Raw genomic sequence first — 23,069 nt, 5'->3', positions numbered from 1 at the left:
GGGCAGCAACGCGGTAGCGCAGGTGGCCGGCGACTTTTTCGGGCGGGATGAAAAAAGCTGTTGACAGCGCTGCCGGCTCTCTCCATAATTCAACTCTTCGGCGAATTAGCTCAGTCGGTTAGAGCGACGGAATCATAATCCGCAGGTCCGGGGTTCGAGTCCCTGATTCGCCACCAAATGCAGAAAGGGCCTAGCGCGAGCTAGGCCCTTTTTCTTTGCTCCGCAGGTTTCCCTTTGTTCCGCACACGCGGCGCAGATCGACATCACCGACGATCGCGCCGGGCTGAGCCTACGCGCGCCCCAACGCCGCCCCGCTCGCCCATCAAGCCGCCACCGTCCCCCGCCGCGCTTCCCGCACCTTCCCGCCGACCCGCGCACGCCAGTTCTCGCCGCCTTCGAGCGCCGGCGTCGATTCGAACACTTCCGCGATCCAGTCCGCGAACACGCGCACCTTCTGCGACAGATGCCGATTGTGCGGATACACGATCGAAATCGGCTTCGGCTTCGGATTGCAGTCGGGCAGCACCTCGACGAGCGAGCCGTCGAGCAGGTTCGGCAGCACCATGAACAGCGTCGGCTGAATCATCCCGAACCCTTCGATCCCGCACGTCACGTACGCATCCGAATCGTTGACGGTCATGCTGCCGTTCATCCGCACCTCGACCGGCTTGCCGTCGATCATGAACACCCACGGAACCGCGCGCGCGCCGTGGCTCGCCCGAAAATTCACCGCGTAATGCTCGGCAAGATCGGCGATCTCGCGCGGCTCGCCATGACGCGCGAGATAATCCGGCGACGCGCACGTCACGCGCTTCAGCATCCCGATCCGCCGCGCGACCATCGACGAATCCTCGAGCGGCCCGATGCGGATCATGCAGTCGATCCCCTCCTCGACCGGATCGACGTAGCGGTCGGACAGGCCGAGATCGAGCGTGATGTCCGGATAGCGCTGCCGGAAGATCGACAGCGACGGCAGCACGATGCGCCGCCCGAGCGAGCTCGGCATGTGCACGCGCAATATGCCGCTCGGCTTGCGGTTGCCGGTCTGGAAGCTCGCGTCGGCTTCCGCGATCTCCGAAATGATCTTCACGCAGTGCTCGTAGTACGCGGCGCCTTCGGGCGTCAGCGACAGACGGCGCGTCGTGCGGTGCAGAAGCCGCACGCCGAGCAGCGCCTCGAGATTCTGGATGATGGTCGTCACCGACGCACGCGGCATCGACAGCGTGTCGGCCGCGCGCGTGAAGCTGTTCGCGTCGACCACCCGCGTGAAAACTTCCATTGCCTGGATTCGGTCCATGCCGCTTCCCCTTCGAGTCGCCAACGGGACAGAATAGAGCGGCCGGCCGCGGCGGCACAAGCCCCCATCCATTGTTCCGCCGTCGCGAACATTTCCGGCCGTTCGGACCGGAAAGTAATCGGTTTCCGGCCGATTCCGCACCGGTCGCTGCGTCAATCACCGCACGAAGCGCTCGCGATACGCCTGCGGCGACACGCCGAGCACGCGCAGGAAGCTGCGCCGCAGCGTCTCTTCCGAACCGAACCCGCAGCGCGCAGCGATCCGCTTGACCGGCCACGCCGTCTCGCCGAGCAGGCGCTGCGCAGCCTCGACGCGAATCTGCTCGACCGCCCGCGCCGGCGTGCGGCCGGTGCCGGCACGGTAATGGCGCACGAAGCTGCGCTCGCTCATCCGCATCCGTTCGGCAAGCGCGGGAACCGACAGATCGGCATTCAGGTGCTCGGCAATCCACGCGTGCAGTTCGCCGAACCGGTCTTCGGCGCGCTGCATCGACAGCATCGCGCTGAACTGCGCCTGCCCGCCCGGACGCTTCAGGAAAACGACGAGTTCGCGCGCGGCGTCGAGCGCGACCGCGCGCCCCAGGTCCTCCTCGACGAGGGCGAGCGCGAGATCGATGCCGGCCGTCACGCCGGCCGACGTCCATAGCGTGCCTTCGCGGATGAAGATCGGGTCGGCTTCGACGCGCACGTTCGGATAGCGCGCGGCCAGTTCGTCGCAGCGCGTCCAGTGCGTGACCGCGCGCCGCCCGTCGAGCAGGCCGGCCTCGGCCAGCAGGAACGCGCCGGTGCAGACGGACGCGACGCGTCGCGCGCGCTGCGCCTGCTGCCGGACCCAGCGCACGAGCCGCGCATCCTTCGACGCCGCATGCACGCCCTTGCCGCCCGCGACGATCACCGTATCGGGACGCCGCGCGGCCGCGCGCAGCGAATCGGCCATCACGACGAGGCCGGACGACGTCTCGATCGGCCCGGCGTCCGCCGCCACGACACGCGGTGCATACGGCGCCGGCTGCCCGCGCTCGAGCGCGAGCTCGTTGACGGACGCGAACACCTGCAACGGCCCGGACACGTCGAGCAACTGCGCACGGGGAAACGCGAGGACGAGGATCGAACGCGGAACGGCGGACATGGCGATTGGCAGAAAACGTGGGCGATATGGCAATTTCGCCAAACGGTACGCGCCTAGAATCGATCTGTCCATCGCGTCGTCGACGGCGCGCCCTTCCTTCCATTCGGAGTCTCCGCATGACCGTGCATATCGGCCTTCTCGTGTTTCCCGGCGTCCAGCAACTCGATCTCACCGGCCCGCACGACGTGCTCGCGTCGTTGCCCGATGCGGCCGTCCATCTCGTCTGGAAGTCGCGCGATGCCGTCGCGTCGAGCAGCGGCCTCGCGCTCGCGCCTACGTGCACGTTCGACGACTGCCCGCCGCTCGACGTGATCTGCGTGCCCGGCGGCATCGGCATCAACGACGTGCTGCTCGACGCCGAAACGATCGCGTTCGTCCGGCAGCGCGCGGCGAGCGCGCGCTACGTGACGTCGGTGTGCACGGGCGCGCTGCTGCTCGGCGTCGCCGGCCTGCTGCGCGGTCGCCGCGCGACGACGCATTGGGCATTCCACACGCTGCTCGAAACGCTGGGCGCGGTGCCGGTACACGAGCGCGTCGTGCGCGACGGCAACCTGATCACCGGCGGCGGCGTGACGGCCGGCATCGACTTCGCGCTGACGATCGCCGCGGAGCTCGCCGGCGACGACGAAGCGCAGGCGATTCAGCTGCAACTCGAATACGCGCCCGCACCGCCGTTCGACGCCGGTTCGCCGGACACCGCGCCGGCCGCGATCGTGCAGCGCGTCACCGAACGTTCGGCGCCCGGCCTCGCGAAACGCAGGCAGACGATCGAAGCCGCGCTGAAGACGATGTCGCACTGACTGCGACATCGGCAGATCCGCAGCAGAACGTTGCGCCGGCGCGGCGCGCCGGCCGCATCGCACGACATCGACATTCGCGCCCGAGGACACACCGATGAAAATCGTCCGCAGCACCGCGTTCACCGCCGATCGGCCGTGGGGTGCGCTCGACATTGCAAAGATGAACGGCATCACGGTGCGCGTGCACTGGACCGATCGGCCGTATCGATGGCACGTGAACGACGGAGAGGAGGTGTTCGCGGTACTCGACGGTCGCGTCGAGATGCGCTACCGCGAAGCTGGCGTCGAGCACGCGACGGTGCTCGAAACGGGAGACGTGTTCCATGCCGAGATCGGCACCGAACACGTCGCGCATCCGCTCGGCGAAGCGCGCATCCTCGTGATCGAGACCGAAGGCAGCGTCTGACGACGTGCGGGACGCGCGCGCTGCACGCGCACCGCACGCTTCACGCGGATATCGTCCCGGTTTCCTGCGATGCAATCAGCTTCGGCTGCGGCGTACACAGACACTGGCACAAGTCGTGTTCGAGCGCGACGATCTTGCCCATCACGGTCATCGTCCGCTCGCCGCCGTCCGACACGATCACGCCCTGCGTGTTGCACGCGGCGCAGAATACGGGCGCGCCGAGATACGCGAGTTCGCGGCCGTCGAACGACGAATGCGCGATTCCGTCGAGCACGACGCCGCCGTGATCGGTCACGTCGCCCTTCAGTATGAATTTGCGGCTCATGATGTCGGTCCTTCCATCGGAAACGCGCCGGCGCGCGGTGTGGGCACCGTACGCACGCTATCGGTATCGGCCCGTCGGTCGCGGGCGTGCCGCGAGGATATCACCGGCGCACCGAGCCGCTCGCTGAATGCGCGCCGTTCGTGCATTGCATGGCGGCGCGGCCGCTGCGATCGCGCGGCCCGCGCGGCGATACGCGGCTCAGACAAACAGCGCGACACTCAGCGCGGCGCCGCACAGATACGTACCGAACGCGCCGATGAAACGCAACGGATTCGGCCGCGACATCGTCGGCCATGCGAGCAGCCCGACAACGAGCAGGCAACGGCACGCGGTTGCCGCGACGATCAGCGAGAGGATCGCGCGCGACGGATCGTGCGCGCCGAAGTAGAGAAACAGCACCGCGAGAAACGGCGCGTATTCGGCGGTGTTGCCGTGTGCGCGCACGATCTTGTGCAGCACGTTCGTCGGATCGGGCGCACATCCGCAGCCGGTGGTTTGCCTGAAGCGCGTCACCGACACGCCGAGCCCAAGCCCGAACAGCAGCAGCCCGAGTATGGCCGTACAGCCTAGCGCAACCGGATGGATCGACATGGTGCTCCCGGAAGAAAAGCGGACGTGCGCCGCGGGTCCGGCGATCGTACCGGCGACGGGCGCGCGAAGCCAGCGCGGAAACCCGTAGCGCGGCGGTACACACGTGTTCGTCCCGGCATCCGATCCGGCCCGAATTGCCGGCTCTTCACAATGCATGCATCCGGCGCATCGCCATCGCGCCGCTGCGCTCCGTCGTCCCCGCCGAACCGTGCGCCCTGCGAGCGCCCGCACACGTTGCAACCGCGAAGTGCAACGACGATGCGCGACGACGGTGCACGCCCTTCGCGGCATGGGGCGCCCCGGCGTCGCGGGGCGCGGGCATGCCCGTTGCGCGGACGCATCTCGGTAGTGAACCGCTCTTGGCAGCCCGCAGTTGAGGACTAAACTAATCCTTAATGGGGTGCGGCCGAAGCCCGTGCCCCTCAGGGAGACGCCGCCATGAATCGGCCGCTGAATCGCATCCTGCCTCGCGTGATCGGACCCGCATCGGTCTGGACGTGGATCAAGTGGTCCCTCGTCGCCGCCTTGGTCGTCGCGGTAGCGATCGTCGCGCGGCTCGTGCAGACCGAGATCGAAACGTCCCGGCTGCAGGCGCGCTACCTGTCCGAACTGACGCGCGACGTCGGCTACACGGTGGAAGCAGGTGCGAGCGACCACATCCGCTTCCCGGCGAACGGCCCGTACGACCGGCGCCTCGGCTACGCGATGATCCCGACGTTCCAGCAGCGCCTGCTCGCGCGCGGCTTCGTCGTCAGCAAGCAGGCGCGCGATTCGCAGCGGATGCTGTCGCTCGCCGATCGCGGGCTGTTCCTTCCTTACGAAGAGAAAGACCAGACCGGGCTGATGCTGTTCGACTCGACCGGCTCGCCGCTCTTCGCGACCGTGTTCCCGCAGCGCGGGTATGCCGACTTCGACGCAATTCCGCGCGTGGTCACCGACTCGCTGCTCTTCATCGAAGACCGCTATCTGCTCGATCCGAATCAGCCGAACCGCAACCCGGCGATCGACTGGGGGCGCTTCAGCCGCGCGCTCGCCGATCAGGCGCTGCACGTGGTCGACCACCATCAGGCGCGCCCCGGCGGCAGCACGCTCGCGACGCAGATCGAGAAGTTCCGCCATTCGCCGGAAGGCCGCACGGCGTCGCCGCCGGAGAAGCTGAGGCAAATCGCGTCCGCGTCGGTGCGCGCCTATCTCGACGGCCCGCAGACGATGCTCGCGCGCCGCGATATCGTCGTGCGCTACCTGAACTCGGTGCCGCTCGCGGCGCGGCCGCGCGTCGGCGAGATCACCGGGATCGGCGACGGCCTCGCCGCGTGGTACGGCCGCGACTTCAACGAAGTGAACCGGATCCTGTCCGCGCCGACGACCGGCGACAACGTCGATCAGCAGGGCAAGACGTTCCGCGAAGTGCTGTCGCTGATCATCGCGCAGCGCGCGCCGTCGTATTTCCTCAACCGCGGCTATCCGGCGCTGCAACGGCTCACCGACAGCTATCTGCGGCTGCTCGCGAACGGCGGCGTGATCTCGCCCGCGCTGCGCGACGCGGCGCTTGCCGCGCACATCGAACGCAGCGCGCCGCCGACGCCGCCGCGCGTGCAGTCGTTCGTATCGCGCAAGGCCGTGACGTCCGCGCGCGCGTCGCTGCTCGCCGCACTCGGCATCGACGATCTGTATCAGCTCGACCAGCTCGACCTGCAGGCGACCAGCACGCTCGACAACGGCGTGCAGCAGGCGGTTGCCGAACGGCTCGCGCAGGCGTCCACGCGCGAAGGCGCGCAGGCGGCCGGCCTGTACGGCTTCGAGATGCTCGCGCCGAAAGACGATCCGTCGCACCTCACGTACAGCTTCACGCTGTACGAGCATCGCAACGGCGCGAACCTGCTGCGCGTGCAGACGGACAGCGTGAACCAGCCGTTCGACGTGAATCGCGGCGGCCGCATCAATCTCGGCTCGACCGCTAAGCTGCGCACGCTGATCACGTATCTGCAGATCGTGTCCGAGCTGCATGCGCGCTACGCGAACCTGTCGAACGCGGCGCTCGCGCGCGTCAAGCCGGACCCGATCGACGCGCTGTCGCGCTGGACGATCGACTACCTGTCGCATACGCGCGACCGCTCGCTGCAGGCGATGCTCGATGCGGCGGTCGAACGCAAGTATTCGGCGAGCCCCGACGTGTTCTACACGGGCGGCGGCGCACAGGTGTTCTCGAACTTCGACAAGTCCGACAACGGACGCATCATGACGCTGCATCACGCGTTCGAGCATTCGGTGAACCTCGTGTTCGTGCGGCTGATGCGCGACATCGTCCACTACGAGATGCTGAAGGCAGCCGGACCGTCGTCGTCGTGGCTCGGCGATCCCGAGCAGCGCAAGCACTATCTGCAGCAGTTCGTCGACGGCGAGAGCAAGGTCTATCTGAAGCGCTACTACGCGCGCTATGCGGGCAAGACGCCCGACGACGCGCTCGCGCTGATGCTGCAAGACGTGCGCAAGTCGCCGCCGAAGATCGCGACGGTGCTGCGCAGCGTCGCGCCGAACGAATCGCTCGCGTGGTTCAACGCGCAGATGCGCGCGCAGTTGAAGGGCACGCCGGCCGCGTCGCTGTCCGACGACGACCTCGCCGCGCTGTACGCGAAGTATGCGATCGACCGCTTCAACCTCAACGATCGCGGCTATATCGCGAGCGTGCATCCGCTCGCGCTGTGGACGCTGAACTACTTGCGCGCGCACCCGAATGCGTCGCTCGACGATGCGGTGCGCGACAGCCGCGATACGCGCTTCTACACGTACTCGTGGCTGTACAAGACGCGCTACCGCGCGACGCAGGATCGGCGGATCCGCCGGATGGTCGAGCAGCGCGCGTATGCGGAAATCACGAAGTCGTGGCGCGCGCTCGGCTATCCGTTCGCGGAAGTCACGCCGTCGTACGCGGCCGCGATCGGCGCGTCGGGCGACCAGCCGGACGCGCTCGCGAAACTGATCGGCCTGATCGCGACCGGCGGCGACAAGGTGCCCACCGAAACGATCACGCGTCTCGACTTCGCGAAGGGCACGCCGTACGAAACGCGCTTCGTGCGCGCGGCCGCGCAGCCGCAGCCGCTGCTGGCGCCCGAGATCGTGAAGGTCGCGCGCACGCTGCTGCGCGACGTCGTGCTGAACGGCACCGCGCGGCGCCTCGCGGGCGGCCTGACGCTGCCGGACGGCAAGATGCTCGACGTGTACGGCAAGACGGGAACGGGCGATCAGCGCTTCAACGTGTATGCGCGCGGCGCGCGGCTGATCGAATCGCGCAAGGTGAATCGCAGCGGCACGTTCGTCTTCGTGATCGGCGATCGCTTCTTCGGCGTGCTGACGGCGACCGCGCACGAGCCGTATGCGGCGCGCTACGATTTCACGAGCGCGATGGCCGTGCAGTTGCTGCGCTCGATGGCGCCGGCGCTCGCTCCGCTGATCGAGCGGCCGGTCGAAGCCGGCACGCGCACCGAAGGACCGGCGCCGCAGGCCGAAACGCCGGCGCCGCAAGCGCCGACGACCCAGCCGTCGTGACGGCGGGCGCGCCGCCGTTCGCACAGCGCCGCGAACGCCGGATGCCGATCAGAGCGAGCGGCCGTCGAAATGCGTGACGGGCAGCGCGTCGATGTCGACGTCGTCGAGGCAGCGCACGTTGATCGCCGCCATCGCGGTGCCGTCCGGATGAACGCCTTCGCCGAACGCATGAATCCCGCAGCGCTTGCAGAAGCGATGCCGGATCACGTGCTTGTTGAACGTATAGGTCGCGAGATTTTCTTCGGGCGTCAGCAGCGCCATATGCTCGAGCGGCACGAACCACATCAGCGCGCCCTTGCGCCGGCAGATCGAACAGTTGCAGGCCATCACGCGCTGCAGATCGCCTTGCGCGTCGAATTTCACGTCTCCGCAGTGACAGCTTCCGCGATAAAGCATGGTCGTCTCCTCCGATCGCCCGTGCACATCGGCGGCGCCCGAACGGGACACCGTTGGCCGGGCCGGCTCAAGCGCGTACAGTAGCGCGCACATGCGCCGCACGCAACGCCCGTCGGCGCGGCCCGCCACCGTCGATCGAGGAATGACCGTCATGCTGGAACTGCGCCCCGGCTGCGAATGCTGCGACAAGGATCTGCCGCCCGACTCGGCGGACGCACGTATTTGCACATTCGAATGTACTTTTTGCGCGACCTGCGCCGACGAAGTGCTCAAAGGCCGTTGCCCGAACTGCGGCGGCGAACTCGTGACGCGCCCGCGGCGGCCGGCGAGCCTGCTTGCGAAATACCCGCCATCGACGCAACGCATCGTGAAGCCCGGCGGCTGCGCGGGCGCGTGATCGCCGTCGGGCTCGTCACGACATCTCGATTCGCGCGCGCGTGACGGCGAGCAGCGTCGCCATCGCGCGGCGTGCGCCGTCCTCGTCGCGCACGCGGATCGCGTCGCTGATCGCCGTATGTTCGGCGAGCGACGCGTTGAACACGTCCGCGCGGTGCGCATTCACCAGCAGCTGCGCCTCGAGCGTGCGATCGATCAGCGCGCCGAGCGGCACCAGCAGCTCGTTGCCGCCGGCCTCGAGCACGCTCAGATGAAAGCGCAGGTCGGCACGCACCCATTCGTCGACGTTGCGCGCGGCCGCCATCGCGCGCACCGCGTCCTCGATCGCGTCGAACCCGCCCGGCGTGTGCGCGCGGGCCGCCAGCGCCGCCGCGTGCGGCTCGATCATCTCGCGCATCTCCTGCAGCTTCAGCGCGAACGCGAGCGGCGGCGCGACGCGTGAGTACCAGTCGAGCAGATCGGCATCGAGCAGGTTCCACGCGCGGCGCGGCCGCACGCGCGTGCCGACCTTCGGCCGCGATTCGACGAGCCCCTTCGACGTCAACGTGCGCAGCACCTCGCGCAGCACCGTGCGGCTCACGCCGAACATCTCCATCAATTCGGGCTCGCGCGGCAGCAGCGATTCGGGCGCGTAGTCGCCGCGCAGGATCGCCGTCGCGAGGCGAAAGGCCGTCTGTCCATGCAGGTCGCGTTGAATCGTCGTTCTTTGTTGAGCGGGCATCGGCTGTCCACTATCTGCACAATAGTGCTATTAATACTATTTTTAGTCGGCTTGCGCTAGGATAACCGCGAAAGCATGCGACCGGCAACGCGCGAGCGCGCCCGCGCCGGCCCACCCTGGAGACTCTTCATGAAAATCACCCGCCTCGAAACCTTCGTCGTCCCGCCGCGCTGGCTGTTCCTCAAGATCGAAACCGACGAGGGCATCGTCGGCTGGGGCGAACCGATCGTCGAAGGCCGTGCGCACACCGTCGAAGCGGCCGTCCACGAACTGGCCGACTATCTCGTCGGGCGCGATCCGCTGCTGATCGAGGATCATTGGCAGGTGATGTACCGCGCAGGCTTCTATCGCGGCGGCCCGATCACGATGAGCGCGATCGCCGGCGTCGACCAGGCGCTGTGGGACATCAAGGGCAAGCATCACGGCGTGCCCGTGCACGCGCTGCTCGGCGGCCAGGTGCGCGACCGGATCAAGGTCTACTCGTGGATCGGCGGCGACCGGCCGAGCGACGTCGCGAACAACGCACGCGCGGTCGTCGAACGCGGCTTCAAGGCCGTGAAGATGAACGGTTCGGAGGAGCTGCAGATCGTCGACACGTACGACAAGGTCGAGCAGGTGATCGCGAACGTCGCGGCGGTGCGCGACGCGGTCGGCCCGCACGTCGGGATCGGCGTGGACTTCCACGGCCGCGTGCACAAGCCGATGGCGAAGGTGCTCGCGAAGGAACTCGATCCGTACAAGCTGATGTTCATCGAGGAGCCCGTGCTGTCGGAGAATGCCGAGGCGCTGCGCGACATCGTGAACCAGACGAACACGCCGATCGCGCTCGGCGAGCGGCTTTACTCGCGCTGGGACTTCAAGCACATCCTGGCGGGCGGCTACGTCGACATCATCCAGCCGGACGCATCGCACGCAGGCGGCATCACCGAATGCCGGAAGATCGCGACGCTCGCGGAAAGCTACGACGTCGCGCTCGCGCTGCACTGCCCGCTCGGGCCGATCGCGCTTGCCGCGTGCCTGCAGCTCGATGCGGTCAGCTACAACGCGTTCATCCAGGAGCAAAGCCTCGGCATTCACTACAACCAGGGCAACGACCTGCTCGACTACCTGCGCAATCCCGAAGTGTTCCGCTATGACGACGGCTTCGTCGCGATTCCGCAAGGCCCCGGGCTCGGCATCGACGTCAACGAGGAGAAGGTGCGCGAGATGGCGAAGACGGGCCATCGCTGGCGCAACCCGGTGTGGCGCCACGCGGACGGCAGCGTCGCCGAGTGGTGACGGACGACGCGCAACGGGGGCACGGTGCATCCGGCTGCGTTGCGCGACGGGTTCCGATACGGCCGCCGGCAGGCGGCCTTTTTGCATCCGCGGCCCGAACGGTGCGCATCGTGCGAATGGCGCGAGCGGCGTGAATCGATCGCGCGGAACGCGCGAGCCGTCGGTTGCGCCGCGCTGTCCGCCGTCTCGCTGTCTGTATACGCGCGGCCGTCAGCCGAGCGCCGCGAATCCCGGCACGCTGAACGACAGCACAGCCGCCGCGACGAACACGCCGATCATCGTCAGCGCCTCGAGATGCAGGATGTTGCGGAACGTGTACGCGTCCTCGGTCGATGCAGTGCGACGCAGGCGCGGCAGCGCGGAGAAGCGGTTCAGCGCGCCGAGCACGAGCGCGAGCGCGACGAGCAGCAGCTTCAGCAGCAACACGCGCCCCCACGTGCTGCCGTCGAGCGGCGCGAGCGAGCCGCCGAGCCCGCGCACCGCGTTGAGCACACCCGTCGCGAGCACGAACACGACGGCAATCGCCGACGTACGCGACAGTTGCTGAGCGATGCGGATCAGCGACCCGCGCGCGACCGACGCGCCGAGCGCCGGCAGCACGGCGAGTCCGCCCGCCAGCACGAGGCCGCCCCACACCGCGGTCGCGAGCAGATGCAGCGTCTGCACGCCGACCGCAGCGGACAACCCGCCCGTGTCGGCCGCATGGCCGAGCGACGCCTTGCCGGCCGCCGCCACGATCACCGCCAGCCACAGCACCGCGTGCGCGAGCGGACCGTCCGGCTTCAGCAGCGCGACGATCGCAAGCACGACGGCGCCGGCGAACGCGACGCTCCACGCAAAGCCCGCATGCGTCTGAGCGAGCACGGTCGGAATCGCGGCGAACGCGCCGCCGAGGCCGGCGCCGCTCATCGTCGCCGCCTCGTATACGAGCCAGCCGACGTCGGCAAGCACGAGCGCAAGCGCGGCCGCGACGAGCGAATGTTGCGCGCGCAGCCATGCGGAATGCGACGGCGCGACGGCCGGCCGCGCGCCGTCCTTGCCGAGCCACGCCTTGAGCAGCGCGGAGCCCACCGCCATCGCGAACGTCGCGTCCATCAACGCGGCAAGCGCGACCTGCCCGATCCACAAACTGTCGATCCTCATCGCACGCGCCCCGCTTGAAACGACGGCGCGGCGACGCAGCACGAACTCGGCTGGTGGACGGGAATGCGGAAAACGGGCAACGGCACGGTAAGAAACGTCATCGAGACATCCGGAAAAACGGGAGAAATGACTGGGTCCGCGGCGCAGACATCGCCGCGCGACCCGCGAGTGTACGGTCTTCGATGGGCAAAGCGCACGCCGGTTCACGTGTGCGCTGCACGCTGCGCGTCAAATTGTCGCAAGTCGCAAACAGGCAGGAACCCCTGCTCTTTTGCCAAATAGCCGTCATTACCCATCGATGATAGAATGCCGCGTCGCAGCAGCCCGGCTGTCCTGCCGTCATGCCGAGCCGATCGTAGCCCGGACAGGTCCCCGTCGAATAAACATGGAGTCTCGTGTGTCTTCAAGACGCCTCTTCCGTCCGCTGCTCGCCGTTCTGATGATCGGCGGCGCGGGCCTCATGAGCGCTGCCCAAGCGCAGACCAAGCCCACGGAGCAAGCCCACGCGCAGCAGGCACCGCTCAAGGCACCCGATACCATGGCCGAGCGCGTGCGCGGCTGTACGGCGTGCCACGGCGTGCATGGCCAGGGCACGGACAACGACTACTTCCCGCGTCTTGCCGGCAAGCCGGCCGAGTACCTGTACAACCAGCTCGTCAACTTCCGCGACGGTCGGCGCAAGTACCCGCCGATGAACTACCTGCTGACGTACCTGAGCGACGACTACCTGCGCGAAATGGCCGAGCACTTCTCCGCCGAACGCCCGCCGTATCCGACGCCCGCGAAGCCGACGCTGCCGGCCGCGACGCTCGCACGCGGCAAGCAGCTCGTCACGCAAGGCGATCCGGCGCGCAAGCTGCCGGCCTGCGTGGCCTGCCACGGCGCAGGGCTGACCGGCATGCAGCCGGCGATTCCGGGCCTCGTCGGCCTGCACGCCGATTACCTGAGCGCGCAGCTCGGCGCATGGCGCTCGGGCAACCGCCGCGCGAAGGCACCCGACTGCATGCACGACATCGCAGCCAAGCTTTCCGACGAAGACGTGACGGCCGTGACGGCATGGCTCGCCGCGCAGCCGGCGCCCGCCAACCCCGTGCCGGCCCCGGCGCGTTCGATGAAGACTCCGCTCGCCTGCGGCAGCGAACCGCAATAAGGCAAGGGAGACAGACACAATGAAACGCAAGTCCCTGTTTGCACTCTCGGCTGTCGCGATCGTCGCGGCAGCGGCTCTCGTGCCGGTCCTGTGGCCGGCCAGCGACACGCTGCACGGCGCTTCGGCCGTCGCGGCCACGCCGGCCGACCAGGCCGCGCTGATCAAGAAAGGCGAATATCTCGCACGCGTCGGCGACTGTATCGCGTGCCACACGGTGCGCGGCGGCAAGCCGTTCGCGGGCGGCCTGCCGATGGCGACGCCGTTCGGCACGATGTACACGCCGAACATCACGCCGGACGACCAGAACGGCATCGGCAAGTGGACGTCGGACGATTTCTATCGCGCGATGCACACGGGCCGCTCGAAGGACGGCAGCCTGCTCTATCCGGGCTTCCCGTTCGCGAGCTACACGAAGGTCACGCGCGCCGATTCGGACGCGATCTACGCGTACCTGCGCTCGGTCGCGCCGGTGTCGGTGCCGAGCCGTCCGCATGAACTGAAATTCCCGTTCAACAACCGCAACCTGCTGATCGGCTGGCGCACGCTGTTCTTCAAGGAAGGCGAGTACAAGCCGGATCCGACCAAGTCGGTCGAATGGAACCGCGGTGCGTACCTCGTCGAAGGCCTCGGCCACTGCTCGATGTGCCACACGTCGATCAACATGATGGGCGGTCCGGTGAATTCGGCAGCCTTCGCGGGCGGCCTGATCCCGCTGCAGAACTGGTATGCGCCGTCGCTGACCAACGACAAGGAACTCGGCCTCGGCGACTGGCACGTGCAGGAGCTGTCCGACCTGCTGCAGGCCGGCGTGTCGAACAAGGGCGCGGTGTTCGGCCCGATGGCGGACGTCGTGCACAACAGCCTGCAATACATGACCGACGAAGATACGCGCGCGATGTCGACGTACCTGAAGTCGATCCCGCAGAAGGCCGACGCGCCGAAGAACATGCAGTACGAGACGTCGAAGCAGTTCGGCAACGCGCTGTTCGAGCAGGGCAAGAAGATCTACGCAGACAACTGCGCGACCTGCCACGCCGACAACGGCGCGGGCAAGCCGCCTGCGTATCCGCCGCTCGCGGGCAACCGTTCGATCATGATGGAATCGGCCGTCAACCCGATCCGCATGGTGCTGAACGGCGGCTATCCGCCGAGCACGTTCAAGAATCCGCGTCCGTACGGGATGCCGCCGTTCGCACAATCGCTGTCGAACCAGGAGGTTGCGGCGGTCGTCACGTATATCCGCATGTCGTGGGGCAACAACGGTACGCCGATCTCGCCGCAACAGGTGAGCGACCTGCGTTCCGCGCCGCTTGACTAAATAACGCTGACGCAAACGGGGCGCGGCTGCGGATCACCCGCAGCCGCGCCCCTTTGCTTTTTGCGACGCCAGTCTCCCGCGCGGGCCGCGCGAGGCGTCGCCGATCATAAAACTCAAGAGTGGTATCTATGTCTTTCGAATCTCTCGGCCTGGCCGAACCGCTGGTCAAGGCGGTCAACGAACTCGGCTACACGTCGCCGACCCCGATCCAGCAGCAGGCGATCCCGGCCGTCCTCGGCGGCGGCGATCTGCTCGCCGGCGCCCAAACCGGCACCGGCAAGACCGCAGGCTTCACGCTGCCGATCCTGCAGCGCCTGCACACGTTCTACGCCGAGCACCGCAACGCGAAGCGCGCGGTGCGCGCGCTGATTCTCACACCGACGCGCGAGCTCGCCGCGCAGGTCGAGGAAAGCGTGCGCGCGTACAGCAAGTATCTGAAGCTGCGCTCGACCGTGATGTTCGGCGGCGTCAGCATCAATCCGCAGATCGATGCGCTCAAGCGCGGCGTCGACATCGTCGTCGCGACGCCGGGTCGCCTGCTCGATCACATGCAGCAGAAGACGATCGACCTGTCGAGCCTCGACATCCTCGTGCTCGACGAAGCGGATCGGATGCTCGACATGGGCTTCATCCACGACATCAAGCGCGTGCTCGCGAAGCTGCCGCCGCGCCGCCAGAACCTGCTGTTCTCCGCGACCTTCTCCGACGAGATCAAGGCGCTCGCCGACAGCCTGCTCGACTCGCCGGCACTGATCGAGGTCGCGCGCCGCAATACGACGGCCGAGACCGTCGCGCAGAAGATTCACCCGGTCGACCGCGATCGCAAGCGCGAACTGCTCACGCATCTGATCCGCGAACACAACTGGTTCCAGGTGCTCGTGTTCACGCGCACGAAGCATGGCGCGAACCGTCTGGCCGAGCAGTTGACGAAGGACGGCATCAGCGCGATGGCGATCCACGGCAACAAGAGCCAGTCGGCGCGCACGCGCGCGCTGACGGAGTTCAAGAACAGCACGCTGCAGGTGCTCGTCGCGACCGATATCGCCGCACGCGGAATCGACATCGACCAGTTGCCGCACGTCGTCAACTTCGATCTGCCGAACGTGCCCGAAGACTACGTGCACCGGATCGGCCGCACGGGGCGCGCAGGCGCGACCGGCGAGGCGGTGTCGCTCGTGTGCGTCGACGAGAAGCAGCTGCTGCGCGACATCGAGCGGCTGATCAAGCGCGAGATTCCGCAGGAAGTGATCGCGGGCTTCGAGCCCGATCCGAACGCGAAGCCGGAGCCGATTCAGCAGCGCCGCGGGCAGCAGCCGCGCGGCGGCGCGGCCGGCGGCAATCGTCAGCCGCGTGCGGGCGGCGCCGGTCAGCCGGCCGCGAAGCGCGATGGCAACGCGCAGCCGAAGGCCGCGAAGCGCGACGGCAACGCGCAACCGAAGGCCGCGAAGCCCCGCACGTCAGGCGGCGGCTCGGCCGGCAACGGCGCGCGGCCGTCGGGCGGCACGTCCGCGCACGCGAACCGCAACCGTTCGTCGCGCAGCGGCCAGCGCGGTCACTGAAGCTGCGCGGCTGCGCGCCGCAAGTGCTCGATCTGACGCTGCCAGCGTGCGAGCACTGCGGCGCGCTCGCCTTCCAGCGCGAACGTGACGCCCGTCACGACACGCGCATAGCCGACCCGCTGCGCATCGCCACGCACGATCGTCGCAGCGAATCCGGCCAGCCCGCCGAAGTCGCCTTCGAGCGGCTCGATCTTCAATTGCGCCTGGAAGAATGCACCGTCCGCGACGAGCGTCAGCGCGGCCGCGCGCCGCTGCCGGATCGCGCGCGCCGCACGCGACTGCGGCCACAGCGCGAACAGCAATGTGCGCGCGTCGCGCGCATAGATTTCGCCGACGCTCAGCAGCGTCGTGCGCAACTGGCCTTCGTCGGTCGCGACGATCAGCGATGCGGCGAGATCCGCGTGGCGTTCGAGCGCGGTGCCGTCGAACAGCGATACGACGGCGGGCGGCCACGCGTCGAACGTCCATTGTTCGAGCGCGTGGCGATCAGAATCGGTCATGATGGCGTGGCCTCGATGCCGGGCCGACGCCGCTGCGCCAGCGCGCACGCGGCGGCGGGCGCAGCGGCGATCAACGGAAGAACACGTGCTGCGTGAGCTTCGTCAGCGGATAGTGGACGCCCGGCTGAATCTTCGCGGGCAGATCGAGCGGCTTGAGCAGCATCTTCACGCACATGTCGGCCGACAGGTTGCGCCGCACGAGCGAATTGATGCGCGCGACACGTGCGCGGCTGTATTCGCTGTCGCCGACGCGCTCCGGATAGCGGACCGCGAACACGTGCCGCAGCGCGATCTCCGAATCCTCGTTCTTGATTTCCATCACGCGGCGCATCAATGCGCCGAGCACCGCGAGCCGGCCGTTGCCTTCGAGCTGGTTGTACTTCTTGAAGTATTTGAAGAAGTGCTTGTAGTGACGCACTTCGTCCGTGCGGATGTTGTCGGTGATTTCTTTCAGCACCGGCTCGTCCGAGCACTCGTTGATCGCGCGGTAGAGCGTGGCCGTGCCCGTCTCGACGACGCAGCGCGCGACCATCTCGAGCGCGCGCGTCTTCTCGAACGCTTCGACCGAGCAGGTCTTCGAATACTCTTCGAAGAAGTTCGCGAACGCGGTATCCCAGTCGAATTCCGGCCACACGTGCGCGATGTAGGCCTTCAGCGCGCGGCCGTGCTGCAATTCTTCGTGCTCCCATGCATTGTTGAGCCACTCGGACACTTCCGGATCGTCGTTGAAGAACTCGCTCAGATTGCTCGTGTAGAGATCCGAGCCGCTTTCGATGAACGACGCCGCGCACAGCAGCAGCAGCAGATCCTCGTTTGCGGCGGCACGCTGGCGATCGATCCGGCTCAGGTCGATATCTTCGATACGCCACGGCATGACATGCGTCGTTTCGGTGTGCATGGTAGTGCGCTCCCAGTCGTCGCGCCGGCGGGCCGACCCATGCCTCCGGCACAGGCGGTACCGTCCCGCTGGCGGCGTTCTACTTGCGTTTTTAGTGGATTGGTCCGGCCGAACCATTCAGGCATCTTAGCCCGAGTTTGAAGTTCGTGCTTCAGAGCACTGACCAACCGCGTGTCGCGCAGTTCCGCCGCCCGCGTTGCCGTTCGTTAGACGGGTCCTTCGAACCGCCGCGCCGCACGCCGCACGCTGCGCATCGCGTCCGCAAACGAAACGGGCGGCCGCTCGGCCGCCCGCTGCTCGCTTCAATGGAAAGCGTTCCGTCAGAATCCGGCCGCCAGCCCGTCGCGGCGACTGTCGCTCGCGGCCACGTAGCCGCGCTCCGGATCGTCGGGATCGAGCCGCCACACGAACTGCCCCGAGCCGAAATCCATGTAAGGATCGTCGATCGACTGGATCGTATGGCCGCGCGCGGCGAGCGCGTCGACCGTCGCGCGGTCCATCGTCGCCTCGACGTCGAGCGTGAAGTCGCGATTGACCTTCCAGCGCGGCGCGCAGCACGCGGCCTGCGGCTGCTGACCGTAGCCGAGCATCCGGATCACCGTCTGCAGGTGGCCCTGCGGCTGCATGTCGCCGCCCATCACGCCGAAGCTCATCACGGCCTCGGTGCGGCCGCCGACCGCCTCGGTGACGAACGCCGGGATGATCGTGTGGAACGGCCGCTTGCCGCCCGCGACCACGTTCGGCGATGCCGGATCCATCGAGAACCCGTGCCCGCGGTTCTGCAGCGCGATGCCGGTGCCGGGCACGACGAGCCCCGAGCCGAAGCCCATGTAGTTCGACTGGATAAAGCTGACCATCATCCCGCGCTCGTCCGCCGCCGCCAGGTAGATCGTGCCGCCCGAATGCGGCCGCCCCGCCGCGAAGTGCGTCGCGCGCGCAGGATCGATCAGCTTCGCGCGTTCGGCGAGATACGTATCGTCGAGCATCTGCTCGGGCGTGACGTCCATCGCGCGCGGATCGGCGACATAGCGATAGACGTCCGCGAACGCGAGCTTCATCGCCTCGATCTGCAGGTGCTGCGAGTCGACCGAATCGACGGGCCACTCGGTCACGCCCGCGTGCTCGGCGACCCCGAGCGCGATCAGCGCGGCGATCCCCTGCCCGTTCGGCGGAATCTCGTGGATCGTGTGGCGGCCGAAGCGCTTGCCGATCGGCTCAACCCATTCCGGCCGGTACGCGCGCAAGTCGGCTTCGGTCAACGCGCCGCCGCCGTCGCGCGCGAACGCAGCGAGCCGCTCGGCGAGCGCGCCTTCGTAGAACGCGCGCGGGCCTTCCGCCGCGAGCGTGCGCAACGTCTGCGCGTGACCGGGCAGGCACACGCGCTCGCCGACCAGCGGCGCGCGGCCGCGCGGCATGAAGGTGTCCGCGAAGCCCGGCAGTCCTTGCAGCTCCGGCACGGCCGCCGCCCATTTGTGCGCGACGATCGGCGGCACCGAGTAGCCGCGCTCGGCGATCTCGATCGCCGGCTCCAGCAGATCCGCGAACGGCAGCGAGCCGAACTTCGCGTGCAGCGCCTCCCAGCCGGCGATCACGCCCGGCACGGTCACGGTGTCCCAGCCGCGGGTCGGCTTGTTCGCGATCCCATGCGCATCCTCGCCGTGGCGCTTGCGGAAATAGTCGACGTTCCATGCGGCCGGCGCGACGCCCGATGCGTTCAGGCCGGACAGCCGCTCGCCGTCCCACACGAGCGCGAACGCGTCGCCGCCGAGCCCGCACGACACCGGCTCGACCACCGTGATCGCGACCGCGGCGGCCAGCGCCGCGTCGACCGCGTTGCCGCCCTTCCACAGCATCCGCAAGCCGGCCTGCGCGGCGAGCGGGTGCGACGTCGACACGACGTTGCGCGCGAACACCGGAATGCGCGTCGTCGGATACGGGTTGTGCCAGTTGAAGCCAGTCATCGGTGCCACCTCGTCGAAAGCGGAATGCAGAAAGCTGAAGGCGCGCGCATGCGCGGACAGTCCGCCATTGCAGCGCGATCCACCCGATCGCACAAATTCATTTGTCACATGAATCCATGCCGGCTGCGCATGAATACGACGCGCCCGCGGGCCGGCCGCCGGCCCGAACGCCCTTACAATACCGGCTTCGTCTCACACGCTCCGATCGCCGAACCATGACACGAGATCCCCGCCTCACCCTCAACGCTCGCCAGCAGGAACTGCTCGAATGGGTGCAGCGCGACGGCTTCGTGACGGTCGACGATCTCGCCGCCCACTTCGCGGTCACGCCGCAGACGATCCGCCGCGACGTGAACTGGCTCGCCGATCTGAATCTGCTGCGCCGCTACCACGGCGGGGCGAGCCTGCCGACCAGCTCGGAGAACGTGTCGTACACGGCGCGCCAGCGGATGTTCCACGACGAGAAGCGGCGGATCGCCGCGCTGGCCGCATCGCACATTCCGGATCAGGCGTCGCTGTTCATCAACCTGGGCACGACGACCGAGGAAGTCGCGCGCGCGCTGAACCGCCATCACGGGCTGCACGTGATCACGAACAATCTGAACGTCGCGTCGATGATGAGCGGCTACCCGGACTGCGAAGTGCTGATCACCGGCGGCATCGTCCGGCCGTGGGACAAGGGCATCGTCGGCGAGCTCGCGATCGACTTCATCCGCCAGTTCAAGGTCGACTACGCGATCATCGGCACGTCGGCGATCGAGGCCGACGGCACGCTGCGCGACTTCGACACGCGCGAGGTGCGCGTCGCGGAGGCGATCATGCAGCATGCGCGCACGGTGTACCTCGTCGCCGACCACTCGAAGGTCGGCCGCCCGGCGCTCGTCCGCCAGGGGCATCTGAGCCAGGTCCATGCGCTGTTCACCGACCAGCCGCTGCCGCCCGAAATGGCCGACACGATCGCGGCCGCCGGCACGCAGGTGTACGTCGCACAGTGACCGCGCGATGCTGCAGCGCGTCGCGAACTTCAAGTGAAATCAAGAAGTTGCCGCCGCAGCCGAACCGCTTGCGGGGCATGCGCGTGTCAAACGGAAAATTAACGGGGCACGAGTTGTCGTCACGTGCACGCTCGACTAGACTCCAGTTCCCCGGCCCGTTCGCCCGATCCGCCTGTGCCACGGCGTGTGCGAACCGTCTGGCCGGCGAATGCAGCTTTTCCCCCCAAGCCATACCCCGCGGGGTATCGCGCTCGCCGGCGGTCGCGCCGGCCGCGCGGGCAGACCGGTTGCCATGGAGAGAACGATGCTGAGTCCGCATGAATTCGCCACGCTACTGCTTGTGAAGGACGCGCCCGACCAGGCCGACATGGATCGGGACGAACTGGACGCACTGCTCGAACAGCAGCTCGTCCGTCTCGAAGGGCTGGGATCCGGACGCAAATACTGCGTCACCGAGACCGGCGACGCCACGCTGCGGTCGATCAAATACCGCTATTCGTAAACTTCCCGCCGTGACCGACCTGACTGCGCGGCCGGTTTTCCGGCCGCGCGGCCTTTCCCGCCCCCGTTTCCACTACACGCGCTTCAGCCGCCGCGCAGCGTCGGATCGACCGCCGCGCGCCAGCTGATCGCCTGCGCCCGCGCATCGTTGAAATACGCGACCCAGCCCGCGCGCCCCGGCGCGTCGGGTGCCGCATAGTGCGTCGAAAGTTCGTTTACGAACGCGCAATAGTTCGCGTCCGTCAGCCCGCGATACCGCTTCGCGACGTACGCGTCGTACAGCGTCGAATACACCGGCTGCGCGTCGTCGCCCCAGTCGCGCGCGGCGCCGCCGCATGACGTCTGCAGGTCCGCGAACGACGGCGTGCGCCAGTTGCCCGCCAGCGGCGGCATGCCGACGCCGCATCCTGCCAGAACGACCGCGCACGCGCCGACCCACATCCCGATACGCATGATTCACCTCGCGAAATGGTCAAGCCGCCAGTATCGTCCCGGATCGCGGTGCGCGCTACCCGCCCTCTTTTTCGAACTTTACTTTTTCGATTTCGTTCGTTAGATTTCGAATTCGAACATTTCATGTTCGTCACTTTCCCTCAGACGATAAGGACAGCAGGTGACCCAACCGAATCGCTACGATCTGCTCGTCGTCGGCGGCGGCATCAACGGCGCCGGCATCGCGCGCGATGCGGCCGGCCGCGGCCTGTCGGTCATGCTCTGCGAGCAGGACGATCTCGCGTCGCACACGTCGTCGTCCAGCACGAAGCTGATTCACGGCGGTCTGCGCTATCTCGAGTACAACGAGTTCGGCCTCGTGCGCAAGGCGCTGCAGGAGCGCGAAACGCTGCTGCGCGCGGCGCCCCACATCATGTGGCCGCTGCGTTTCGTGATGCCCCACATGCCGAACCTGCGGCCGGCATGGCTGATCCGCGTCGGCCTGTTCCTCTACGATCACCTCGCGAAACGCGAACTGCTGCCCGGCTCGCGCGGCATCGACATGCGCCGCCATCCGGCCGGCACGCCGCTCGTCGATACGATCAGGCGCGGCTTCGTGTACTCGGACGGCTGGGTCGACGACGCGCGGCTCGTCGTGCTGAATGCGCTCGATGCGAAGGAGCGCGGCGCCGAGATCCTGACGCGCACGAAGCTGGTTTCCGCGCAGCGCCGCGGCGACGAATGGGAAGCGCAGCTGCAGCTCGCGGACGGCACGACGCACGTCGTGCACGCGCGCGCGATCGCGAACGCGGCCGGTCCGTGGGTCGGCGACGTGCTGCACGGCGCGCTCGGCCGCGGCGCGCATCACAGCGTGCGGCTCGTGAAAGGCAGCCACATCGTCACGCGCCGGCTGTTCGACCACGACCACGCGTACATCTTCCAGAACCCGGACAAGCGGATCATCTTCGCGATTCCGTACGAACGCGACTTCACGCTGATCGGCACGACCGACGTCGAATACACGAACGATCCGGCGAAGGTTGCGATCGATCGCGACGAAACGCAGTATCTGTGCGATTCGATCAACCGCTACTTCAAGCGCAAGATCTCGCCGGCCGACGTGCAGTGGACCTATTCCGGCGTGCGTCCGCTGCTCGAAGACGAAAACGCCGCGAACGCGTCGGCCGTCACGCGCGACTACCGCCTCGAGCTGGACGACGGCGCCGGCGCGCCGCTGCTGTCGGTGTTCGGCGGCAAGATCACGACGTTTCGCAAGCTCGCCGAAGAAGCGGCCGACCTGCTGTGCCGCGCGCTCGGCCGCGACGCCGCCGCATGGACGGCCGGCGTACCGCTGCCGGGCGGCGACATCGCCGACGCGAAGTTCGACGCATTTGCCGACCGGTTCGCGACGCGCCATCCGTGGCTGCCTGCCGCGCTCGCGCGCCGCTATGCGCGCGCATACGGCACCCGCGCGGAACGCGTGCTGGACGGCGCGACGTCGCTCGCGGAACTCGGCGCCGAAATCGCGCCGGGCCTGTTCGACGCCGAACTGCGCTACCTGCGCGACGTCGAATGGGCGACCTGCGCGCAGGACGTGCTGTGGCGCCGCTCGAAGCTCGGCCTGCACGTCGCGCCGGGCACGCTCGACGCGGTCGCGGCCGCTATCGACGGCTGGTTCGCCGCCGCGCACGCGCCGCATGCGTGAGCACGGCGCGAGCCGCCCGCAGC

At 67.8% G+C, this 23,069-nt stretch carries 22 protein-coding genes and 1 tRNA gene; 12 read left to right on the top strand and 11 right to left on the bottom strand.

Annotation, left to right across the window (positions count from 1 at the left end; translation table 11 throughout):
* Nucleotides 1-99 precede the first annotated feature (99 nt).
* A tRNA-Met gene (locus BUB20358_RS04260) sits at nucleotides 100-176 on the top strand.
* Between the two features lie 146 nt (nucleotides 177-322).
* On the opposite strand, the gene BUB20358_RS04255 is transcribed toward BUB20358_RS04260, so the two are convergent.
* Nucleotides 323-1,297, bottom strand: a complete 975-nt coding sequence (locus BUB20358_RS04255; RefSeq protein ID WP_035971766.1) for a LysR family transcriptional regulator — start codon at nucleotides 1,295-1,297, stop codon at nucleotides 323-325.
* Between the two features lie 156 nt (nucleotides 1,298-1,453).
* Complete coding sequence (locus tag BUB20358_RS04250; RefSeq protein ID WP_045552411.1) at nucleotides 1,454-2,425, bottom strand: GlxA family transcriptional regulator; 972 nt, start codon at nucleotides 2,423-2,425, stop codon at nucleotides 1,454-1,456.
* A gap of 116 nt (nucleotides 2,426-2,541) precedes the next feature.
* On the opposite strand from BUB20358_RS04250, the gene BUB20358_RS04245 reads away from it, so the two are divergent.
* Nucleotides 2,542-3,225 carry a DJ-1/PfpI family protein gene (locus tag BUB20358_RS04245; protein WP_035971765.1) on the top strand — a complete coding sequence of 228 codons (684 nt, stop codon included), beginning with the start codon at nucleotides 2,542-2,544 and terminating at the stop codon, nucleotides 3,223-3,225.
* Nucleotides 3,226-3,319: 94 nt separating this feature from the next.
* Nucleotides 3,320-3,631: a cupin domain-containing protein gene (locus tag BUB20358_RS04240; protein ID WP_006763482.1), complete on the top strand. Its 312-nt coding sequence runs from the start codon at nucleotides 3,320-3,322 to the stop codon at nucleotides 3,629-3,631.
* 40 nt (nucleotides 3,632-3,671) lie between these two features.
* Here the strand turns inward: BUB20358_RS04240 and BUB20358_RS04235 are convergent, their stop codons facing one another.
* Both BUB20358_RS04235 and BUB20358_RS04230 read right to left on the bottom strand, forming a co-directional pair.
* Nucleotides 3,672-3,956, bottom strand: a complete 285-nt coding sequence (locus tag BUB20358_RS04235) for a PAAR domain-containing protein (protein ID WP_006763481.1) — start codon at nucleotides 3,954-3,956, stop codon at nucleotides 3,672-3,674.
* A 198-nt stretch (nucleotides 3,957-4,154) separates the two neighbouring features.
* Nucleotides 4,155-4,547: an MAPEG family protein gene (locus BUB20358_RS04230; RefSeq protein WP_035971763.1), complete on the bottom strand. Its 393-nt coding sequence runs from the start codon at nucleotides 4,545-4,547 to the stop codon at nucleotides 4,155-4,157.
* 438 nt (nucleotides 4,548-4,985) lie between these two features.
* Here BUB20358_RS04230 and BUB20358_RS04225 point away from each other — a divergent pair, with 438 nt between their 5' ends.
* A complete protein-coding gene (locus BUB20358_RS04225) occupies nucleotides 4,986-8,093 on the top strand; it encodes a transglycosylase domain-containing protein (protein WP_006763479.1) in 3,108 nt (1,035 codons plus the stop codon).
* A 48-nt stretch (nucleotides 8,094-8,141) separates the two neighbouring features.
* On the opposite strand, the gene BUB20358_RS04220 is transcribed toward BUB20358_RS04225, so the two are convergent.
* Entirely contained in the window at nucleotides 8,142-8,489 is a 348-nt protein-coding gene (locus tag BUB20358_RS04220; RefSeq protein ID WP_035971762.1) for a GFA family protein, read from the bottom strand.
* A 151-nt stretch (nucleotides 8,490-8,640) separates the two neighbouring features.
* On the opposite strand from BUB20358_RS04220, the gene BUB20358_RS04215 reads away from it, so the two are divergent.
* Entirely contained in the window at nucleotides 8,641-8,886 is a 246-nt protein-coding gene (locus BUB20358_RS04215; protein ID WP_035973277.1) for a DUF1272 domain-containing protein, read from the top strand.
* Nucleotides 8,887-8,901: 15 nt separating this feature from the next.
* On the opposite strand, the gene BUB20358_RS04210 is transcribed toward BUB20358_RS04215, so the two are convergent.
* Nucleotides 8,902-9,606 carry a FadR/GntR family transcriptional regulator gene (locus tag BUB20358_RS04210; RefSeq protein WP_006763476.1) on the bottom strand — a complete coding sequence of 235 codons (705 nt, stop codon included), beginning with the start codon at nucleotides 9,604-9,606 and terminating at the stop codon, nucleotides 8,902-8,904.
* A gap of 129 nt (nucleotides 9,607-9,735) precedes the next feature.
* Here BUB20358_RS04210 and dgoD point away from each other — a divergent pair, with 129 nt between their 5' ends.
* Nucleotides 9,736-10,884 carry a galactonate dehydratase gene (gene dgoD / locus BUB20358_RS04205; RefSeq protein ID WP_035971761.1) on the top strand — a complete coding sequence of 383 codons (1,149 nt, stop codon included), beginning with the start codon at nucleotides 9,736-9,738 and terminating at the stop codon, nucleotides 10,882-10,884.
* Nucleotides 10,885-11,094: 210 nt separating this feature from the next.
* On the opposite strand, the gene BUB20358_RS04200 is transcribed toward dgoD, so the two are convergent.
* Nucleotides 11,095-12,027, bottom strand: a complete 933-nt coding sequence (locus tag BUB20358_RS04200; protein ID WP_035971760.1) for a CopD family protein — start codon at nucleotides 12,025-12,027, stop codon at nucleotides 11,095-11,097.
* A 385-nt stretch (nucleotides 12,028-12,412) separates the two neighbouring features.
* Between BUB20358_RS04200 and BUB20358_RS04195 the strand changes: the two genes are divergently transcribed.
* The 3 genes from BUB20358_RS04195 (at nucleotide 12,413) to BUB20358_RS04185 (ending at nucleotide 16,054) form a co-directional block, all read left to right on the top strand.
* The gene (locus BUB20358_RS04195) at nucleotides 12,413-13,177 is read left to right on the top strand and encodes a c-type cytochrome (protein WP_006763473.1); all 765 of its coding nucleotides are present in this window, start codon (nucleotides 12,413-12,415) and stop codon (nucleotides 13,175-13,177) included.
* A 19-nt stretch (nucleotides 13,178-13,196) separates the two neighbouring features.
* Nucleotides 13,197-14,495, top strand: a complete 1,299-nt coding sequence (locus BUB20358_RS04190) for a c-type cytochrome (RefSeq protein WP_035971758.1) — start codon at nucleotides 13,197-13,199, stop codon at nucleotides 14,493-14,495.
* A gap of 128 nt (nucleotides 14,496-14,623) precedes the next feature.
* Entirely contained in the window at nucleotides 14,624-16,054 is a 1,431-nt protein-coding gene (locus tag BUB20358_RS04185) for a DEAD/DEAH box helicase (protein WP_035971757.1), read from the top strand.
* Here the strand turns inward: BUB20358_RS04185 and BUB20358_RS04180 are convergent.
* The 3 genes from BUB20358_RS04180 to BUB20358_RS04170 all read right to left on the bottom strand — a co-directional run bounded on the left by BUB20358_RS04180 (nucleotide 16,048) and on the right by BUB20358_RS04170 (nucleotide 19,413).
* The gene (locus BUB20358_RS04180; RefSeq protein ID WP_035971756.1) at nucleotides 16,048-16,554 is read right to left on the bottom strand and encodes a hypothetical protein; all 507 of its coding nucleotides are present in this window, start codon (nucleotides 16,552-16,554) and stop codon (nucleotides 16,048-16,050) included. The genes BUB20358_RS04185 and BUB20358_RS04180 overlap by 7 nt on opposite strands.
* A 70-nt stretch (nucleotides 16,555-16,624) precedes the next feature.
* Complete coding sequence (locus BUB20358_RS04175; protein ID WP_035971755.1) at nucleotides 16,625-17,452, bottom strand: ferritin-like domain-containing protein; 828 nt, start codon at nucleotides 17,450-17,452, stop codon at nucleotides 16,625-16,627.
* 320 nt (nucleotides 17,453-17,772) lie between these two features.
* The gene (locus BUB20358_RS04170) at nucleotides 17,773-19,413 is read right to left on the bottom strand and encodes a gamma-glutamyltransferase family protein (RefSeq protein ID WP_035971754.1); all 1,641 of its coding nucleotides are present in this window, start codon (nucleotides 19,411-19,413) and stop codon (nucleotides 17,773-17,775) included.
* Between the two features lie 215 nt (nucleotides 19,414-19,628).
* Here BUB20358_RS04170 and BUB20358_RS04165 point away from each other — a divergent pair, with 215 nt between their 5' ends.
* Both BUB20358_RS04165 and BUB20358_RS04160 read left to right on the top strand, forming a co-directional pair.
* The gene (locus tag BUB20358_RS04165) at nucleotides 19,629-20,408 is read left to right on the top strand and encodes a DeoR/GlpR family DNA-binding transcription regulator (protein WP_035971753.1); all 780 of its coding nucleotides are present in this window, start codon (nucleotides 19,629-19,631) and stop codon (nucleotides 20,406-20,408) included.
* A 304-nt stretch (nucleotides 20,409-20,712) separates the two neighbouring features.
* Nucleotides 20,713-20,910: a phage tail assembly chaperone gene (locus BUB20358_RS04160; protein ID WP_006763466.1), complete on the top strand. Its 198-nt coding sequence runs from the start codon at nucleotides 20,713-20,715 to the stop codon at nucleotides 20,908-20,910.
* 83 nt (nucleotides 20,911-20,993) lie between these two features.
* Here BUB20358_RS04160 and BUB20358_RS04155 read toward each other — a convergent pair whose 3' ends face one another.
* Complete coding sequence (locus BUB20358_RS04155; RefSeq protein ID WP_035971752.1) at nucleotides 20,994-21,362, bottom strand: hypothetical protein; 369 nt, start codon at nucleotides 21,360-21,362, stop codon at nucleotides 20,994-20,996.
* Between the two features lie 160 nt (nucleotides 21,363-21,522).
* On the opposite strand from BUB20358_RS04155, the gene glpD reads away from it, so the two are divergent.
* The gene (gene glpD / locus BUB20358_RS04150; protein WP_006763464.1) at nucleotides 21,523-23,046 is read left to right on the top strand and encodes a glycerol-3-phosphate dehydrogenase; all 1,524 of its coding nucleotides are present in this window, start codon (nucleotides 21,523-21,525) and stop codon (nucleotides 23,044-23,046) included.
* The last annotated feature ends 23 nt before the right edge of the window (nucleotides 23,047-23,069 follow it).

Origin of the sequence: Burkholderia dolosa, from assembly GCF_902499135.1 — a bacterium.
Lineage (GTDB): Bacteria > Pseudomonadota > Gammaproteobacteria > Burkholderiales > Burkholderiaceae > Burkholderia > Burkholderia dolosa.
Note: the sequence above shows the minus strand (reverse complement) of the source record. Positions and strands in the feature narration are given on the sequence as shown.

Coding starts and splice junctions, on each gene's coding strand:
- BUB20358_RS04255 (WP_035971766.1), bottom strand. CDS start 1,297: ATGGACCGAATCCAGGCAATGGAAGTTTTCACGCGGGTGGTCGACGCG.
- BUB20358_RS04250 (WP_045552411.1), bottom strand. CDS start 2,425: ATGTCCGCCGTTCCGCGTTCGATCCTCGTCCTCGCGTTTCCCCGTGCG.
- BUB20358_RS04245 (WP_035971765.1), top strand. CDS start 2,542: ATGACCGTGCATATCGGCCTTCTCGTGTTTCCCGGCGTCCAGCAACTC.
- BUB20358_RS04240 (WP_006763482.1), top strand. CDS start 3,320: ATGAAAATCGTCCGCAGCACCGCGTTCACCGCCGATCGGCCGTGGGGT.
- BUB20358_RS04235 (WP_006763481.1), bottom strand. CDS start 3,956: ATGAGCCGCAAATTCATACTGAAGGGCGACGTGACCGATCACGGCGGC.
- BUB20358_RS04230 (WP_035971763.1), bottom strand. CDS start 4,547: ATGTCGATCCATCCGGTTGCGCTAGGCTGTACGGCCATACTCGGGCTG.
- BUB20358_RS04225 (WP_006763479.1), top strand. CDS start 4,986: ATGAATCGGCCGCTGAATCGCATCCTGCCTCGCGTGATCGGACCCGCA.
- BUB20358_RS04220 (WP_035971762.1), bottom strand. CDS start 8,489: ATGCTTTATCGCGGAAGCTGTCACTGCGGAGACGTGAAATTCGACGCG.
- BUB20358_RS04215 (WP_035973277.1), top strand. CDS start 8,641: ATGCTGGAACTGCGCCCCGGCTGCGAATGCTGCGACAAGGATCTGCCG.
- BUB20358_RS04210 (WP_006763476.1), bottom strand. CDS start 9,606: ATGCCCGCTCAACAAAGAACGACGATTCAACGCGACCTGCATGGACAG.
- dgoD (WP_035971761.1), top strand. CDS start 9,736: ATGAAAATCACCCGCCTCGAAACCTTCGTCGTCCCGCCGCGCTGGCTG.
- BUB20358_RS04200 (WP_035971760.1), bottom strand. CDS start 12,027: ATGAGGATCGACAGTTTGTGGATCGGGCAGGTCGCGCTTGCCGCGTTG.
- BUB20358_RS04195 (WP_006763473.1), top strand. CDS start 12,413: ATGGAGTCTCGTGTGTCTTCAAGACGCCTCTTCCGTCCGCTGCTCGCC.
- BUB20358_RS04190 (WP_035971758.1), top strand. CDS start 13,197: ATGAAACGCAAGTCCCTGTTTGCACTCTCGGCTGTCGCGATCGTCGCG.
- BUB20358_RS04185 (WP_035971757.1), top strand. CDS start 14,624: ATGTCTTTCGAATCTCTCGGCCTGGCCGAACCGCTGGTCAAGGCGGTC.
- BUB20358_RS04180 (WP_035971756.1), bottom strand. CDS start 16,554: ATGACCGATTCTGATCGCCACGCGCTCGAACAATGGACGTTCGACGCG.
- BUB20358_RS04175 (WP_035971755.1), bottom strand. CDS start 17,452: ATGCACACCGAAACGACGCATGTCATGCCGTGGCGTATCGAAGATATC.
- BUB20358_RS04170 (WP_035971754.1), bottom strand. CDS start 19,413: ATGACTGGCTTCAACTGGCACAACCCGTATCCGACGACGCGCATTCCG.
- BUB20358_RS04165 (WP_035971753.1), top strand. CDS start 19,629: ATGACACGAGATCCCCGCCTCACCCTCAACGCTCGCCAGCAGGAACTG.
- BUB20358_RS04160 (WP_006763466.1), top strand. CDS start 20,713: ATGCTGAGTCCGCATGAATTCGCCACGCTACTGCTTGTGAAGGACGCG.
- BUB20358_RS04155 (WP_035971752.1), bottom strand. CDS start 21,362: ATGCGTATCGGGATGTGGGTCGGCGCGTGCGCGGTCGTTCTGGCAGGA.